This is a genomic window from Stenotrophomonas sp. TD3, assembly GCF_001939825.1.
Classification (GTDB): domain Bacteria; phylum Pseudomonadota; class Gammaproteobacteria; order Xanthomonadales; family Xanthomonadaceae; genus Stenotrophomonas.
Genome location: NZ_MOYM01000003.1, coordinates 357826 through 373917 on the forward strand (window position 1 = coordinate 357826; position 16092 = coordinate 373917).

Here is a 16092-nt window from a genome sequence, read left to right on the forward strand (position 1 = left end):
TTAAGTCGTTTGTGCACAAACGACTTAATCCCCTCCGTCCCCTTTTTGCGCGATCAATCCATCCCGATCCTGCGCAGCCGGCCAGCGGCCGGCTCTACCACAGGGGCGGCGGCGCTGGGTGACGCCGCCGCCGCACCTCACTTGCGTGCGAACGCCAGCAGGTCGGCGTTGAACTGCTCGGCGTGGGTGACGGTCAGGCCGTGCGGGGCACCGGCGTATACCTTCAGTTCGGCATCCTTGATGATCTGCGAGGAGAGCTTGGCCGAGGCATCGAACGGCACGATCTGGTCGTCGTCGCCGTGCACGACCAGTGCCGGCACGTCGATCTTCTTCAGGTCTTCGGTGTAGTCCACTTCCGAGAATTCGTGCACGCAGTCGTACTGGCCCTTGACGCCACCGAGCATGCCCTGCAGCCAGAACGAATCACGCATGCCCTGGGTGACCGTGTCGCCATCGCGGTTGGCGCCGAAGAACGGGGTGGACAGGTCCTTGAAGAACTGCGAGCGGTCGCCGCCGGTGCCCTTGCGGATGCCGTCGAAGACCTCCAGCGGGGTACCGGCCGGGTTGGCAGCGGTCTTCAGCATCAGCGGCGGCACGGCGCCGACCAGCACCACCTTGGCCACGCGCGTGCTGCCGTGGCGGCCAATGTAGTGGGCCACTTCACCGCCGCCGGTGGAATGGCCGACCAGGATCGCGTCCTTCAGGTCCAGCGCCTCGATCACCGCAGCCAGGTCGTCGGCGTAGGTGTCCATGTTGTTGCCATCCCAGGTCTGGCTGGAACGGCCGTGGCTGCGGCGGTCGTGGGCGATCACGCGGTAGCCGTTCTGGCCCATGAACAGCATCTGCGGGTCCCAGGCATCGGAAGACAGCGGCCAGCCGTGGGCGAACACGATCGGCTGGCCGTTGCCCCAATCCTTGTAGAAGATGCGGGCGCCGTCGGCGACGGTGACGAAGTTGCTCATTGCAGGTTCCTTGGCGGAAGGGAGGGAAGGCATCGGCAGGCTGCCGGTGCCTCCGGCAGTACAGCGCAGGTGCCGGCGACGGACTTGCACCGCTGTGCTGGATTGCAAAGGATGTGACGCATATCGCTCTGGCGGGACCGGAGTCGCGCGCCGAGGATGTCCGCAGCCTGCCTGTGGAACGCCCGGATGCCCGCCACGCGATGGTCCCTGATGGTGTGCCTGCTGTTGCCGATGGCGGCGCCGGCGCAGACCAACGTCTACAAGTGCGTGGGTGGGCCGCACCCGGTCTACCAGCAGACGCCCTGCCAGGGCCGTGCGGCGTGGCGCTGGGAGGTCCCGGAGGAGCAGTCAATGTCCCGTGGTCCGGTGGTTCCCGCAGTCACGCCATCGAAGCCGTCACGTCGCCCGCGCCGTGCCACCCGGGCGCAGGGCGCGCTGATCACGATCAGCACGGATGCTGCGGCCTGCGAGCGTGCGCGCCGGCAGCGCGAGCGGGAGTTGCTCAAGCGCCGACGGCTGGATTTCGTGCAGCGCAGGCAGCTGGATGACGCGGTCTACGACGCCTGCCAGTGAAGTGAGTTGCTGAAGTGCCGAAAACGACAACGGCGCCCTGGGGCGCCGTTGCGTGGAGTAGCGTAAGTGCAGCTCTCAGCGACCGTCGCTGGCGGCGGCCGGGGCGGGCACGCTGTCCGGCTTGGGCAGGCTCAACTCCGGGTTGCCCTGTTCGGCCTGCAGGATCTGGATGCGGCGCTGCAGGGCGTCCAGCTGGTTGTTGGTGCTCTGCACATCGGTGCTGAGGCTCACGGCCTGCTGCTGGGCCTGCTGCAGGGCGGCGCTGACCTGCGCCGACTGCGCCTGCTGCTGTTCCATTTCCTGCTGCAGGGTGCGCAGGCGTTCTTCGTTGTAGGCCACCAGGCGCTCGGTGTAGCGCTTGCCGGCTTCCAGGCGGGTGGTGTCGATGTAGACCTGGGCCAGCTGCTCGGACTGCTGCGCGAAGGTGCGGTAGACACGTTCGGCGTTGTCCACCGCGTCGGTCTTGATCACCCGCCAGAAGTTCTTCTCCTGGAACAGGGCGACGTAGTAGGTCAGGGTGTTGGCGTTGAACAGCAGGCTGGCGCCGTAGTTGCCGTTGTAGGTGGTGCGCAGCTCGGTCAGCTGGCGCAAATCCATCAACTGCTTGAGCTCGTCCACGGTGTTGCGCACCACCGGCGCGCTGCGCGTCGGTTCGGCTGCAGGCTCACGATCGCCACGTGCGGCCATCGCCGCCGGTGCCACCAGCATCATGGCCACGGCCAGCACTGCCGCGCTGCGCGCGTGCCGGGCGAAGACCGCGCCCCCTGAAGTTTCTCGCATGTCTAGACCATCCACGGATGAGTGTGGGTTGAGATGAAGGTGGTTCCCCGCCGGGAGTCTAGCATGCGCGCGGGCGCCGCCAAGGGCGCCCGTCACGGCTCGATTTCAATAGACCAGCTGTGCGGCGCTGCACTGGATCGACTGCACGTTGACGTCGGTCCGGCCCAGCTCCAGGCCCAGCACGCTGGCCAGCAGGTTGGTCAGCAGGGTGCCGACACTGTTGAGCACCGGCCGCAGTGCGGCCAGGATCGGCTTCAGCAGGGTGCACAGCAGGCCGCTGCAGCTGACGCTGCCGTCGGGGTTGGTGACGCCGCTGCCACCGGCACCATCGAGGAAGCCGGCCGGCGCGGTCTGGATGTACGACGCCAGGTTGTTGCGCACGCAGCCGTTGTAGTCGATCAGGTTGCCGAGCAGGCTGTCGCAGCGGTTGATCAGCAGGCCGCCGACCAGCGAGCCGAGCAGGCCATCGAGCAGGCCGAGGCCCTGGCCGGTGACGGTCGTCTTGTAACCGGTCCACACCGAACCGTCTTCCCAGCAGGTGGTCAGGCCCAGCAGGCAAGGCTTGGGGACGCCATTCTTCACCGTCCAGTTGCCCAGCGGCGCGAGATTGCGTGCCGGGTCGCCATCGCGCAGCAGCGGGATGACCTGGTCGACGTTGTAGCGCCCGCCAGTGGGGAAGGCCGCCTGCAGGTAGCGGTCGGCCAGTGCCTTGGCCGTGTCGTTGGCGCTCATGCCCTGCTTGGGCGAGCTGAGCATGCCCGACAGCACCCGCAGTAGTTCGTTGACCAGGCTCGACACCGCGTCACCGATCGCGAGCGGGTTGATCCGGGTCGAGCCGGTCTCGCCGGCAGCCAGGGTCAGGTTCTGCGAGCTGGTCAGCGCGGGCAGGGTGATCTTGTCGTTGATCAGCGGCTGGCCCAGCAGCTTCAACAGCTGCTCGTTCTGCAGCGTGGCGTCGCAGACATTGGCCTTGGAGAAGCGCTGTGCGGGGTCGACATTGCCGACGCAGGCACGCAGCACCGATGAATCGACCTGGATGGTGGCCTTGGGGGGACTGCCGCCGCACTGGATGCCGGTCAGTGTGCCCATGCCGTTGGCCACGTCGACGTGCAGCGGCAGGTGCAGGCGCGTGCCGAGCAGGTTCAGCAGCGGCCCCAGCGCGAACAGGTTGTTGCTGTCCACGTCCACCATCAGCCGCACCTGCGCATTGTAGGCACGGGTGCCGACGCCGCCGATGGCGATCGATGGCGGTTCGACCACGCCGCCCTGGATGTTGATGCCCAGCAGGTCCAGCCCCTTGATCGTCACGCCGTTGCCATCGTTGGCGATGGAGATGGCGGTGTTGATCAGGTTGAGCACGTTGATCTTCGATTCCAGCGCGCTGCCGACGGTGCCGTCGGGTGAGACAACTTCCGCGAACAGGCCACCGCCGCCGGCCTGGCTGCCAAGCACGATGTTGAGCTTGTTGATGTCCAGCTGGGTGGCGACCAGGTCGGACAGGGCGCGCAGCTGCACGCCCACCGTCGAGTCACGGCCGACGACGGTGGCGGTGGCATCGACCAGCTGCGCCAGCGAAATCTTGTTGACCGACAGCAGGCGGTTGAAGTCGGCCACGCTGAGGTTTGCGCTCACCGGGATGTTGAGTGCCTTCAGCAGGCCGGATGGCGTGACGTTGGCCTGCGCCAGGCCGTCATAGGACAGCACCGTGGCATTGGTGACGTCCAGGCCGACCAGGCGCAGGGTCGACAGCAGTACGGAATTGCCATTGGTACGCAGCAGCTGCGAGCCCACCGCGAACACCGCCGTGGGCTCCGAGCGGCGGGCTACCGCCTGTACGCTGACGGTCGGCAGGCTGGTGTTCTGGCCGAAGAAGGGCAGCACGCTGCGCTCGGCGATCACCTGCACGGCATTGCGCGGGTTGCTGGCATCAACGCTGGTGACGAAACGGTTGCTGGTGCCGCGGCTGGCACTCCAGTTGCCGCAGCGGATCTGCAGGGTACCTGCGAACCTGTTCTGGGCCAGCGCGCTTTGCCGGGCTGCGCTGTTGTCGCTGTTGTCCGCACTGCACAGCTCCAGCCGCTGTGCGCCGGCCAGCGCGGCCAGGTCGGCCACCTTCTGCGCATCACGCTTGGCCCAGAACAGATAGCCGATCTCGATCAGGCCCAGCATGGCCAGCAGCGCCAGCATGACCAGCATCATCGTGACCGACATGCCGCCGCGTGGGCGACTGAAACTGAACTGGCGTGGGCGTTTCATGGCCGACCTCAGCGTCCGGAGGAGGAGGCGTCCTTGGACCGGGCAACATCGGTCTCAAAGAAGTCCGGGATCTCGTGTTCAAAGCTCTTCAGGTAACGCGCATAGCTCAGCGTGGCCTGGTCACCCAGGATCGGCAGGCGCTGGCCGGCCTGCTGCCCCGACGCCTGCAGGCGGAACAGGTTGCGGGTGGCTTCGCCGCTCTGCAGGCGCGCACGCGGTGTTGCCGGTGGTGCAACGTCGGTTGCGGGGATTGCCGGCGGCGCCGCAGCCACCGCTGCGGATGCGGCGGGTGAGGACAGCTCCACGGTGGGAAGCGGCTCGGCCTGCATCGGCGCTGCGGCCGGTGCCGACGGCAAGGGGCCACCGAGCATCTGTCCGGTCAATGGCTGTTGCTGTGCCTGCACGGCACCGGCAGCAAGCAGGCAGGACAGCACGGGCAACAGGCGTCGGGTCAGGCGCATCGCGGTCATGGGGTGCTTCCGGTCGGGTGATCGGTGGTGCTGAAGCGTTCCAGCATCGACGGTGGCAGGCGCTGCGGATCGCGCTCGTCACGTGCTTCGCGGCGTGGTTCGGCTGCCAGCCGGGTGCTGCCCGATGCACGGGCGCCGCGTTCGCTGCTGGCCGTGAGCGCAGGCGCCGGGGCGTTGACGGTGGCCGCAGCCTGCCGCTGCTGCAGGCGGGTGCGGATCTGCTGGGCCTGCTGCTGGATGCTGCGGCGCGTTTCCTCGTTGAGGTTGGCCTGTTCCGACAGGCGCTCTGCCGTGGCCTGATCGCCGCGCAGTACCGCCCACAGTGCGAGATTGGCCGTGGCCTTGGCGTTGCCTGGCGAAAGTTCCAGAGCCTTGGCCAGCGGCTCGCGCGCCTGGTCGAACTGGCCGGCGCGCAGCCGCGCATAGCCCAGGTCGCCCAGGTAGTCGGTGTTCAAGGGCTGCAACTGCGTGGCGCGCGCCAGCGCCTGTTCGCTGCCGGTATCGTCGTCGCGGCGTGCCGCGATCAGGCCCAGGCCATGCGCGGCAGCGGCGGCCTGCGGTCCGCTGGACAGCTCGCGATACAGCGCGACCGCTGCGTCGGTCTGGCCGGTCTCGCGCAGTGCATCGGCTTGCAGCAGGCGCAGGGCAGGGCGATCACCATAGCGTTGGCGGAAGGCCTCCACGTGGGCCAGCGAGGCATACCAGGCGCCCTGCTGCTGCATGCGTTCGATCAGTTCCAGATAGGCGTTGCGGCTGTCCTGCGGATCGGGTTCCGGCGGCGCAAGGCTGGGCGCCCGCACGTACTTCGGCGTGGTCGAGGCGCAGCCACTGGCCAGGGCGGCGAGGGCGGTGGCAAGCAGCAGGCAGGAAGTGCGCAGGGCAGGCATCAGGGCGATCCCATCTTGGACATGGTGGTGGCCAGCGCGACCAGCGCTGGACCGGCAAGCACCAGCATCAGTGCCGGCAACAGGGTCAGCATCATCACCACGGTCATCTTCACCGAGAGCTTGCCGACCTTTTCCTTCAACGTGTTGCGGCGCTGTTCGCGCAGGCGGATGCTGAACTGGCGCAGCGGTTCCTGCACCGCGCCGCCGTGTGCATGCACCTGCAGGATCAGCTGCATCAGGCTGGTCAGATCGTCATCGGCGTAGACCTCGCTCAACCGACGCAGTGACTGCGCGCGGGTGCGGCCGTGGGTGTAGGCCACGTTCGCTTCCTGCAGTTCGCCGCCCAGTACCGGCAGCGCATCGCGCAGCTTGTCGCCCAGCGTCTGCAGGCTCTGGTCCATGCTGAAGCCCACGCCCTGCAGCAGGCGCAGCAGGTCGATCAGCAGGGGCAGCTCGTTCTCGACCGCGCGGCGGCGGCGCTTGACCCATGACGACAGCACGAACTTGGGCAGCAGCAGCCCGGCTGCCAGCGCACCGATCACCACCATCACCTTGGCCAGCCCGTGCGCGCTGCTGAACGCCAGCGCCAGGGCCAGCACCAGCAGCGCAAGCAGCAGGCGCAGGCCCAGGTAGATGGCCGTGCCCCGGCGCGTATTCCAGCCGGCCAGGTCCAGCAGCAGCTTGTCCTCGTTGGCCAGCAGCGCGGCCTCCAGGCGGCCACCACTGAGCGAGCGGCCGAAGCGCTCGAGCCAGCCCAGCGAGTCGCGGCGGGTGGCCTCGCTGTCGCGGGCTTCGTCGCGCGGTTGCAGGGCGGTCTTCAGCGTGGCCGAGGTGCGGTGCTCGCGATGGCTGCGAACCCAGCCGGCAATGCCGAGCAGGGCGACACCGGCCGCCAACACCAGCAGTGAGAGAGCGAACCAGGCGGTGGCGCTCATCGGGTACCTCCGTGGCGGCGGCGGGCGGTCATAGCGACTTGGCCAGGCGGTACAGCAGGAACGCTCCGAGCAGTTCCAGGCCCAGTGCGATCAGCAGGATTCGGTGGCCGAGCGGGTCATGCAGCACCGGCTGGAAGAACGCCGGGCTGGAGATCGCCATCAGCACCGCACTGGCCGGTGGCAGCAGCCCCAGCACCCAGGCCGACATGCGCGTTTCCGAGGTGGTGGCCGCCAGCTCCTGCTGGGCCTGCTCCAGGTCGCGCATGAAGTCGCCCATGCGCTGCAGGATCTGGTCGGCGCGGCCGCCGATGCGCACGCTCACCCCGATCACCACCGCCAGCACCTTCAGCACGTCCATGCGATATGGCTGCGCGGCCAGGCTCAACGCGCGATCCAGGTCCATGCCGCTGCGCGCATAGCGCACGGTGGTGTCCAGCAGGCCACGCAGTGGTGCGCTGGTCTGCATCGAAGAGACCTGGAACGCGGCCTGCAGGCTGTTGCCCAGCGCGGTGAGGCGGACCAGGTTGTCGAGGAAGTCCGGCATCTGGTGCAGCAGCTGCGCACGCAGTTTCGTGATCCGGCGCATCACCCACAGCCAGCAGCCCAGCAGGTACAGCAGCAGGGTCAGCGGAAACATCCAGGCCGTGCCCAGCCGCATCGCCGCGACGACCGCAAGCACAACGCCGGGCACCAGCAGCATCAGTGGCAGCTTCCAGCCCGGCTGCAGGCCGGCGCGCTGCAGCACGCCGTCCCAGGGCAGTACACGGCTCCCACTGCTGGCGGGGCGGGCGGAATCGTTGGCTGCGGCAACGGCGGGCCCGGCCGGTACCGCACCGGCGGCGCTGCCGCGCGCCAGCTGCTGCTCGGCATGCTGCAACGAGGCCTGGCGCTGTTCGCGGCTGCTGGCGGTGCCCCACAGCCAGACGGCCAGCGCCAGCAGCACCGAGATGATGCTCAACACGCCCAGCAGCAGGCCGGTACCCATGCTCAGAAATCCCCGTAGAGTGATTCGCGCAGCTCTTGGCGGAACGGCTCCAGCTTGTGCGAATGCGGATGGAAGCCCAGGCCGATCCAGCGGTCGGTCTCGCGGCCGCTGCCGTCGATCTGCACCTCGTGCCGGAACATCTCCTGGGTGGTGATCAGGTTGTCGCTGACCCCGGTGATCTCGGTGATCGAGACCAGCACCCGGCGCCCGCTGCCCAGCCGGGAGATCTGCACGATGAAATCGATGGCGCTGGCGATCTGGCGGCGCAGGCTGTCCTCGCTGCCCTGGAAGCCGGCAAAGCCGGCCAGCATCTCGATGCGGTAGAGGCAGTCGCGGGGTGTATTGGCGTGGATGGTGGCCATCGATCCGTCATGGCCGGTGTTCATCGCCTGCAGCATTTCCAGCACTTCTGCGCCACGCACTTCGCCGACCACGATGCGGTCCGGGCGCATGCGCAGGCTGTTGCGCACCAGGTCGCGGATGCTGACCGCGCCCTGGCCCTCGGCGCCGCCGATGCGGCTCTCCAGGCGCACTACGTGCGGATGGTTCAGCGAAAGCTCGGCGGTGTCTTCCACGGTGATGACGCGCTCGTTGGCCGGCACGTAGCTGGCCAGGGCATTGAGCAGCGAGGTCTTGCCCGAGCTGGTGCCGCCGGAGACCAGGATGTTGCAGCGGCCCAGCACCATTGCCTTCAGCAGGGCCTGCATCGGCGCATCGAAGGTGCCCTTGGCGAGCAGTTCGTCGGGGGTGAACGGGTCCTTGCGGAACTTGCGGATGGACACCATCGGTCCGTCCACCGCCAGCGGCGAGATGATCGCGTTGAGGCGGCCGCCGTTGGGCAGGCGCGCGTCGACCATGGGGTTGGAGTCATCCAGCCGGCGGCCGAGCGGCGCGAGAATGCGACGCAGGATGCGCAGCAGGTGGGTGTCATCGGTGAAGCGCTGGGTGGCGCGCTTGAGCTGGCCGCCCTGCGAAACGTGCACGTCCTTGAAGCCGTTGATCAGGATGTCTTCGATGGAGGGGTCGTGGAGCAGGTCGTCGAGCGGGCCGAAACCGGTCAGCTCCTTGACCAGGCCCTCGGCGACCACCTGCATCTCTTCCTCGTTGATCGGGATGCGCCATTCCTGGATGAAGCCCACGGTCTGCACCTGCACCCAGCGGGCGATGGTGTCCGGGGCCCAGGAATCGATGTCGATGCGCTCGTCCTCGATGCTGTTGAGCAGGTGCTCATGCGCGGCCGACAGCACCTTCTGGTACTGCTCGGTCTGCGCGAACGGCAGGTGGCCCGGGGTAGTTTCGGGCAGCACCGGGCGGGCAACGGCATGCGGGAACGGGGTTACCTTGTCTTCCATTGCGATCCACCCAGGGCAAGGGAGAGTCTTTCCCGCAGGCCATGCGGCTGGACCGGGCAGGCGGCCGGATCCAGGCGTGACACGAGCGGGGCGAGGGCACGCAGATAGGGGTCGCGCGGGGCATCCTGCAGCAGCAGGTGGCCCTGGCTGGCGGCCAGGCGCACGCGCGGTCGTTCGGGCAGCGTCGCCAGCAGCGGTACTTCGAAGCGGCGCGCGATCTGTTCCGGGCTCATGCCGCTGCTGTCATCGTGGCGGTTGATCACCAGCTGCAGGCGCTTCTCGCGTTCGCGCTGGCCGGCCAGGTGCTTCAGCGCCTGGTCCAGCGAGACCAGCGTGGCGATCGAGGCATCGGTGACCAGCCAGATCTCGTCAGCCTGGTCCAGCAACAGGGGCGGAAGCTGCCGCAGCGGGCAGCCGCCGGCGTCGCACAGCACGCTGGCGAACACGCCGCGCAGGCGCTGCAGCAGCGCGCCAGGATCGGAGGGCGGAACGGCATCGCCACCACTGGCACGATCCAGCAGCACCAGTCCGGAGTCATGGCGCGCCATGGCCGTGCGGGCGAGGGTGGCATCGATGCGGCTGGCATTGCGCAGCGCGTCTTCGTAATGGAATCGGCTGTCGAGATTGAGATACAGCGCGAGGTCACCAGAGGGCTGCGCCAGCTCCATCAGCAGGCCGTCCTGCTGCAGGGCTTCGCCCTGGGCCAGGGCACGCGTCTGCTGCGCCAGCACCGAAAGATGTGCGGCCAGGGTGCTGGTGCCGACGCCGGCGCGCACGCCCAGCAACACGATCAGGCGCGCCTTGTGCGCATGCTGGGCAACCGCTGCCGGGCGCGGAGACAGCGCACGCCGCAGGGCCGCCTCGATGCCTGCGTCGTCACTGTCCAGGTCCAGTACATCGCGCAGGCCAGCGCGCAGCGCGATCACCACGCCTTCGACCTGGCCGGCGCTGGTGGCGCCCACTGCCACCAGGGGCAGGTCGGGTTGGGTCTGCTGCAGCTGCTGTGCCAGCACGCTCGAGGCAGCCGCATGCTCGGGCCGGAAGTCGAGCAGGACCAGGCTCTGCGGGCCGCGTTGCAGGTCCTGCGCGGAGGTGGGGGCGTTGCTGTCCTGCCAATGCAGGGCGGTGCTCGGCGGCAGCTTGGCGGCCAGCCGGGGCAGCAGTTCGCGATCCATGCCATACAGGACCAGGTTCATCGGGGGGCCTTGCGGATGCAGCGGCTGGGCAGTGGCGTAGGGCATGGGCGTGGTATCGCAGGCATCATGGAGTCAGCGCGAGAAACCGGGCACCGGGTCCTGGCTGACCGGACCCAGCAGCCAGGAACCCCACTCGGGGAGATGTGGCTTGGCTTCGCGCTCGCCGGGCAGCGGCAGTTCGGTGTTGCGCGCCAGGGGTTGCACCAGGCGCGGGGTGACGATGATCACCAGCTCCTTGTCCTGGCGCTTGTAGTCGAAGTTGCGGAAGAACGAACCGATGATCGGCAGGTCGCCCAGCAGCGGAATCTTGCTGACGTTGGAGACGATGTTGGAGCTGACCAGGCCGCCGATGACGAAACTCTCGCCATCGCCCAGCTCGACGGTGGTGTCGGCGCGGCGGGTGGTGATCGAGGGGATCTGCACGTTGTTGAGCATGATGGAATTGCTGTAGTCCAGGTCGCTCGCCTCGGGCGCCACCTTCAGCGCGATGCGGTTCGCCGCCAGCACGGTCGGGGTCACGGTCAGGCCGATGCCGAACGGCTTGTAGGTGATGGTGGTGGTGCCAAGCCCTTGCGGTTCCAGGATCGGCAGTTCGCCGCCGGCCAGGAAACTGGCGCTCTGCCCGGACAGTGCCACCAGCGTCGGCTCGGCCAGCACGCGGGCCATGCCATTGCTCTGCAGCAGTTCGACGTCGGCGTTCCACAGGCCCTTGGTCGAGCCGAACACCAGGCGGAATGCCGAGGAAATCGGTGACACCGCTTCGTTGCTGACGTTGCCTTCCTTCATGCCCGGCAGTACGCCGGTGTTGCCCGGCAACCCGGTACCGGGCCGCGCGAAGCCATAGGCGAAGCCGCCGTTGCGGTTCTGGAAGTTGATGCCGATCTGCTTCATCGCGGTCTTGTTGAACTCGACCACCTTGACCTCGACCTGGACCACGCCGCCGCTGCTGATGGTGGACGTATCGGCAAGCACACCGTCCTTGCCCAGTGCCATCGCCGCCGTGCGTTGTTCCTGCATGTGCGAGAGCACACTGTCGGTGCTTCCCTGCAACAGGCCCTGCTGGTCCTGCTGGGTGAACACCAGATCATTGCCACCGGTGCTGGCAGCACCCTGTACGGCGCTCTGCACCCGTACTGTCACCCGTTGCGGCTCGGCCTGCTTGCGGTGCCACAGCAGCAGGGTGGTGGTGCCGGGCATCTTGCCCACCAGCAGCGCCTGGCGCTGGCCACGCAGCATCACGATGTCGGCCACGCCGGGGTCGGCAATGGCCACCCGCTCCAGGTCGGCCGGCAGGTTCCAGGGACGCTGCTCACGGGCCTGCAGCACCAGGTCATCGGCGGCCACGCTCGTTGCCGGTGCCAGCAGCACCAGCAGCAGGGCCAGCCAGCGCTGGCGGGGAGAGAGGCGTGGACGGCGGCGACGTTCGGTCATGGATGCGCTCGATGCAGGTCAAAGGGAGCCACGGGGGGCGGAACTGTCGCCACGGATGATCTCGATGCCCGACGCGCGGGGGGCGCTGCGACGTGGCGCCGGTGCACGCGCGGGTGCATCCGCGGTGCTGCGTGGCGGGGCACTGCCACGGCCGGCCAGCGCGTCGCCGTCGATACCGGCGAAGGCGTGGTTCTCCGGGCGCTGCAGTGCCAGCTGCTGCTCCGCGTCGAGCCCACGCAGCGGATCGATCACGCCGCGCGACTGCGGGAACAGCGCCAGGTCGGGCAGGCCGGTATCGGCGGGATTGCGCAGCGCCAGGAACAGCTTGCCCTGCTGTGCACCCAGCAGCAGCCGATTGGCGTCGGCCACCGGTACCGCCAGCACCGCGCTGCGCGCGGGTTGCGGGGCTTCATTGCTGCTGCTGTGGCTGCCGCCACCGCCGGTGATGTCGGCCGCGCGCGGGTCGTTGCGGGTGTCGGCCCCGCTATTGGAGGTGGCCTCTGACGCGACCGGCGCGATGTCCTGCTGGCCATAGCTCAGCACGCGCAGGCGCGACAGCAGCAGGCGCGTCTGCGCGGCTTCGGCGGGGCTGTTGATGCTGGGCTGGGCATTGCGCAGGTTGAGGAAGACGTCGACGAAGTCACCGGGAAGGATGCGGTTGCCGGCACCGACCAGTTCGTCCACGGGCACGGCCAGTGCGCGCTCGCCCGGCCGCAGCTGCAGCGAGAAGCCCTGTGCCAATGCGCTGCTGCTGATCGGGCTGCCTTCGGCGATGTCCTGCACCGGCACCTTGCCGACCACGGCGGCGATGCTGGTGGCGGCACCGGCGACGGGTGAGGTGCGCTGGGCCAGGCGCAGGCCATTGGCGCTGATCGGCTCGCCCGCTGGCAGGCGTGCCACGGCTTCCACCACCGTGATGGCCTGCGCCTCGTTGTGCGCGATTGGCGCGACCGTGACCGGTGCGGCCGGTTTGCGCCCGATCATGAAAGCGATCAGCGCCAGCAGCACGGCCAGGCCGATCAGGGCGACGGCAGCGATGCGGGTCAACTTGAGCATGGGACCGTCTCCAAAATACCGATCATCAGTTGCCGCTGCCGAGATCGAGCTGGGCGACCGCGACGCTGCGGATGGGAGCCTGCATCACCCACTTGTAGAGCGTGGCGGTGCCGGGCAGGAAGGGATAGCTGGCGTAGTCGTAGCTGACCGTCACGGTCATGCACTGGGCCGTGGCCAGGCCGGCGCAGGGCGCCTGTGCCGACACCACGATGGCGTTGCTGCCGCCCGCGCTGCAGTCCACGTTCTGCTTGGAAAACTGCAGCAGCCATTGCATCGAGGTGCGTGCGGCGACGCAGGCGGCAGTGCGCCGCTCGCCGGCCGTGCCGTAACGCAGCGAGGCGCGCGCGCCTTCGGCCGAAGCGGTGGCCAGGGTCTGTTGCGCCGCCATGATCATTACCCCGGAGAAGGTGAACAGCAGCAGCGGCAACAGGCCGAGCATCAGCATCAGCGCGAACTCGATGCTGGCGACGCCGCGTTGCAGGCGTGGGCTGCGGATGTTCATGGTGCACCTCCGTAGATGCTGGCCAGCACCCAGCCGATGGCGGCGAGTGCCAGGTAGGCTGCATAGGGAATGCCACGTCGTCCCTGGCGGGCGGCCTGCATGTCGCGCAGGGCCGGATGCGCTTGCCACTGCGCGTTGGTGCGATTGACCTGCATCTGCAGGTGGCCGGGCAGCAACACGCCCAGGCGCCGGCCAGCCAGCACCAGCACGGCGTGCAGCCCGGCGGCGAGGCTGGCGACCAGCCAGACCGGCAGCAGCGCCTGCCAGCCCAGCATCAGCCCCAGCACGGCGAAGAACTTCACATCACCGGCGCCCATCCAGCGCAGGGCATAGAACGGCAGCAGCGCCAACAGGCCGAGCGCCGCGCCGGCAACGTGGGGCAGCCACGGCTGGCGCGGCGCGCTGAACTGGCCGGCGACGATCACCACGGTGGCGATCACGCATGCGGCGATCAGCCAGGCGTTGGGCACCCGACGGGCATACAGATCACTGATCGCGATCCGCAGGCACACGCCGATGGCCAACAATCCCAGCAGTGTCATCGCACACTCCATCGTCCGTCACTGGACGGTCTTCGCCTGGTTCCATGCGCCCCGCCGTCGCGGCCCTGGCGGCCGCGCGCGGTCGCCGCTTAGGTCGTCGAGCCCGACGCCTTGGTGGCCAGTGCGGAGAGGTTCTTGAACAGCGTTTCGAAGAACCCCTTGATCTGGTCGTTGCCGACCGCGATCAGGATGCCGGCGATGACGGCAGCCAGCAGCCCGTACTCGAGCGCGGTGACGCCGTCTTCTTCCTTCAGGAATTTGCGGATCGATGCGTTCATGACCAATGTCTCCCTCTACCTGTCTGCGGATGCAGTACACCTGCGTTGGGCGGTGGCCCGGCTCCGCCGGGATCGTCCGTGGGCCTCCGCGCGTCCTGGCGGAGGAGGCACGGCGGGTTGGACCCGCTGTGCTCAAGCAGGGTGATCGTCTCCAGGCGGGACATTGGCCGCACGGTCGCGACCGCACGGCGCGGGGCCGGTGGTCGAGGCATCCAATGATGCGTGCGTGGTCATGCTGTCCCCCTGGGTGCGGCCAGATCAGATGGCCGGATCACCGTGATATCGACTTTGCCTGAATGGCGGTTGGCTGCAACTGGAACCTATATGCAAATTCGGCAGAAACCCCGGGATCCTGAAACTTTCAGATTGTTTCTGTGACGAAAATCCGTTCGCAGGCACAACGATTCATGGTCGTGCAGATAATGTGATTCCATTTTCCGGCGCATGCGAAAAGCGTGCCACTCGCTCCGACATTTTCTTCACCTGTGTATCTATTTTCTTCATTTCAGTCCGCGGGTTTACCTTTGCGGATTATTGGGCATACTCGCATTCAAGCTATCGCTTTTCCCTGCACGGCCGCATCGAAGGCGAGGTGGCCGGCACGGCAACGGAAGTGGTTTCTGGATCGCTGCGCGCCCTGTCAGGCAGTGGGGGCCGCATCGCATGGCGGATCAACGGGGGACAACACTGTCATGGTCGATGGTGGGGTAGGAGACAGCGACGACAGCGGCCTGCGGTCGATAGACCTGGCCACGCTGAGCGGCGTGCTTCGTGTCTGTGATGTCGAATTGCTGCTGCTCGATGGCAATGGGCCACGTGCGGCGTTCGCTTCGCGCGTGCACGAGGAAGCCCTGTTCTGCAGCATCAGTTGCGGTTTCCATTGCCGTGGCCGTTTCATGCTGCCACCGGACTGGGCGATGCTGGGTTACCTGCACACCACCGATGAGACGCTGAGCTGGTGCCATGGTGTACCGCTCACGCCGGGCATGGCGTTGACGATCATGCCGGAGGGCATCAGTGAGTTCACCCTGAGCCCGGGCACGCACATGACCCTGATGCTGGTGCCGGTGGCACGGGTGCAGCGCAAGCTGACCGAACTGAGCCTGCGCAGCACGCCTCCCGCTGGCCAGGCACTGTCGCTGTTCAACCTGGCCAGCGAAGCCGCGCCGTTGGCACGCCACTACCAGCAGCTGCATCTGCAGCTGGGGCAGGGTGCAGGCCTGCAGCCGGAAGAAACTGAAACCCTGTTGCACGAACATGTGCAGGCCCTTCTGGGCGCCGGTGTGGCGGATCGCCCGGGCTGCAGCCGTGCACGGCGCACGCATTATCTGATCGCGCAGCGAGCAGAGAACTTCATGCGGCTCAACCTGCGCCGCAATATCTACATGAATGAGATCTGCGATGCCGCCGGCGTCAGTGAGCGCGGCCTGCGCTATGCGTTCGAAGACCTGTTTGGAACCTCGCCGAACCGCTATCTCTCCATGCTGCGCCTGTGCGCGGCCTGCCGCAGCCTGTCGATGGCCGATTCCAGCCGTCGCTCGGTGAAAGCCATCGCCCTCAGCTGCGGCCTGTGGGACCTTTCGCGCTTTGCCGACAATTACCGCAAGGTATTCGGCGAACTGCCGCGCGATACCCTGATGCGCGCGCCCGCGCAGATCGGCCAGCCGGCCTGAGCCAAGCCCCGCAAGGGTTTTCGCGGCGTTCATGCCGGAATTGCGTATCCGCTTGCCGATCATGTTGCCGCTTCTGCATAACCGGCTGCCGATTCCGGCCGTGGATTTGCCGGAATGCGCGATTGCCGTGCCGGATTGAAGTGCGCGGCCGCCGTTGCAACCGCTGAAATGTCACTCACCTGCCTAACGGCAAGTCCACTGACATTCCAGTTGT

The 16092-nt window shown here is 67.6% G+C and carries 16 protein-coding genes; 2 read left to right on the forward strand and 14 right to left on the reverse strand.

The genetic code is table 11. The features are described from left to right. Positions 1 to 137: 137 nt before the first annotated feature. Positions 138 to 962: an alpha/beta hydrolase gene (locus BKE09_RS21245; RefSeq protein ID WP_075677871.1), complete on the reverse strand. Its 825-nt coding sequence runs from the start codon at positions 960 to 962 to the stop codon at positions 138 to 140. A 186-nt stretch (positions 963 to 1148) separates the two neighbouring features. On the opposite strand from BKE09_RS21245, the gene BKE09_RS21250 reads away from it, so the two are divergent. Beyond that, positions 1149 to 1535 carry a hypothetical protein gene (locus BKE09_RS21250; RefSeq protein WP_075677873.1) on the forward strand — a complete coding sequence of 129 codons (387 nt, stop codon included), beginning with the start codon at positions 1149 to 1151 and terminating at the stop codon, positions 1533 to 1535. 75 nt (positions 1536 to 1610) lie between these two features. Here BKE09_RS21250 and BKE09_RS21255 read toward each other — a convergent pair whose 3' ends face one another. The 13 genes from BKE09_RS21255 to BKE09_RS21315 all read right to left on the reverse strand — a co-directional run bounded on the left by BKE09_RS21255 (position 1611) and on the right by BKE09_RS21315 (position 14205). Further along, the gene (locus BKE09_RS21255; protein ID WP_075677875.1) at positions 1611 to 2315 is read right to left on the reverse strand and encodes a DUF2968 domain-containing protein; all 705 of its coding nucleotides are present in this window, start codon (positions 2313 to 2315) and stop codon (positions 1611 to 1613) included. A 105-nt stretch (positions 2316 to 2420) separates the two neighbouring features. After that, positions 2421 to 4571, reverse strand: a complete 2151-nt coding sequence (locus BKE09_RS21260; RefSeq protein ID WP_075677877.1) for a TadG family pilus assembly protein — start codon at positions 4569 to 4571, stop codon at positions 2421 to 2423. Positions 4572 to 4579: 8 nt separating this feature from the next. After that, entirely contained in the window at positions 4580 to 5041 is a 462-nt protein-coding gene (locus BKE09_RS21265; RefSeq protein WP_075677878.1) for a DUF3613 domain-containing protein, read from the reverse strand. Then, positions 5038 to 5928 (reverse strand): Flp pilus assembly protein TadD, encoded by an 891-nt coding sequence (locus tag BKE09_RS21270; protein WP_075677880.1) that lies wholly within the window; start codon positions 5926 to 5928, stop codon positions 5038 to 5040. Before BKE09_RS21270 ends, BKE09_RS21265 begins: the two co-directional genes overlap by 4 nt. Beyond that, complete coding sequence (locus BKE09_RS21275) at positions 5928 to 6863, reverse strand: type II secretion system F family protein (protein WP_075677882.1); 936 nt, start codon at positions 6861 to 6863, stop codon at positions 5928 to 5930. The genes BKE09_RS21270 and BKE09_RS21275 overlap by 1 nt, the downstream gene beginning before the upstream one ends. A gap of 28 nt (positions 6864 to 6891) precedes the next feature. Continuing rightward, a complete protein-coding gene (locus tag BKE09_RS21280) occupies positions 6892 to 7848 on the reverse strand; it encodes a type II secretion system F family protein (protein ID WP_049443368.1) in 957 nt (318 codons plus the stop codon). A gap of 2 nt (positions 7849 to 7850) precedes the next feature. Further along, the gene (locus BKE09_RS21285) at positions 7851 to 9200 is read right to left on the reverse strand and encodes a CpaF family protein (protein ID WP_049443369.1); all 1350 of its coding nucleotides are present in this window, start codon (positions 9198 to 9200) and stop codon (positions 7851 to 7853) included. After that, the gene (locus BKE09_RS21290) at positions 9185 to 10441 is read right to left on the reverse strand and encodes a fimbrial protein (RefSeq protein ID WP_075677884.1); all 1257 of its coding nucleotides are present in this window, start codon (positions 10439 to 10441) and stop codon (positions 9185 to 9187) included. Before BKE09_RS21290 ends, BKE09_RS21285 begins: the two co-directional genes overlap by 16 nt. Before the next feature lie 27 nt (positions 10442 to 10468). Then, the gene (locus BKE09_RS21295; RefSeq protein ID WP_075677886.1) at positions 10469 to 11827 is read right to left on the reverse strand and encodes a type II and III secretion system protein family protein; all 1359 of its coding nucleotides are present in this window, start codon (positions 11825 to 11827) and stop codon (positions 10469 to 10471) included. A gap of 18 nt (positions 11828 to 11845) precedes the next feature. Further along, positions 11846 to 12883, reverse strand: coding sequence for a Flp pilus assembly protein CpaB (gene cpaB, locus BKE09_RS21300; RefSeq protein ID WP_075677888.1), 1038 nt, complete (start codon positions 12881 to 12883; stop codon positions 11846 to 11848). 25 nt (positions 12884 to 12908) lie between these two features. Continuing rightward, positions 12909 to 13385: a TadE/TadG family type IV pilus assembly protein gene (locus BKE09_RS21305; protein ID WP_075677890.1), complete on the reverse strand. Its 477-nt coding sequence runs from the start codon at positions 13383 to 13385 to the stop codon at positions 12909 to 12911. After that, positions 13382 to 13927 carry a prepilin peptidase gene (locus tag BKE09_RS21310; RefSeq protein WP_075677892.1) on the reverse strand — a complete coding sequence of 182 codons (546 nt, stop codon included), beginning with the start codon at positions 13925 to 13927 and terminating at the stop codon, positions 13382 to 13384. Before BKE09_RS21310 ends, BKE09_RS21305 begins: the two co-directional genes overlap by 4 nt. An 89-nt stretch (positions 13928 to 14016) precedes the next feature. Then, positions 14017 to 14205, reverse strand: coding sequence for a Flp family type IVb pilin (locus BKE09_RS21315; RefSeq protein WP_014037517.1), 189 nt, complete (start codon positions 14203 to 14205; stop codon positions 14017 to 14019). A 692-nt stretch (positions 14206 to 14897) separates the two neighbouring features. On the opposite strand from BKE09_RS21315, the gene BKE09_RS21320 reads away from it, so the two are divergent. Next, a complete protein-coding gene (locus BKE09_RS21320) occupies positions 14898 to 15878 on the forward strand; it encodes a helix-turn-helix domain-containing protein (RefSeq protein ID WP_075677894.1) in 981 nt (326 codons plus the stop codon). Positions 15879 to 16092: the final 214 nt, after the last annotated feature.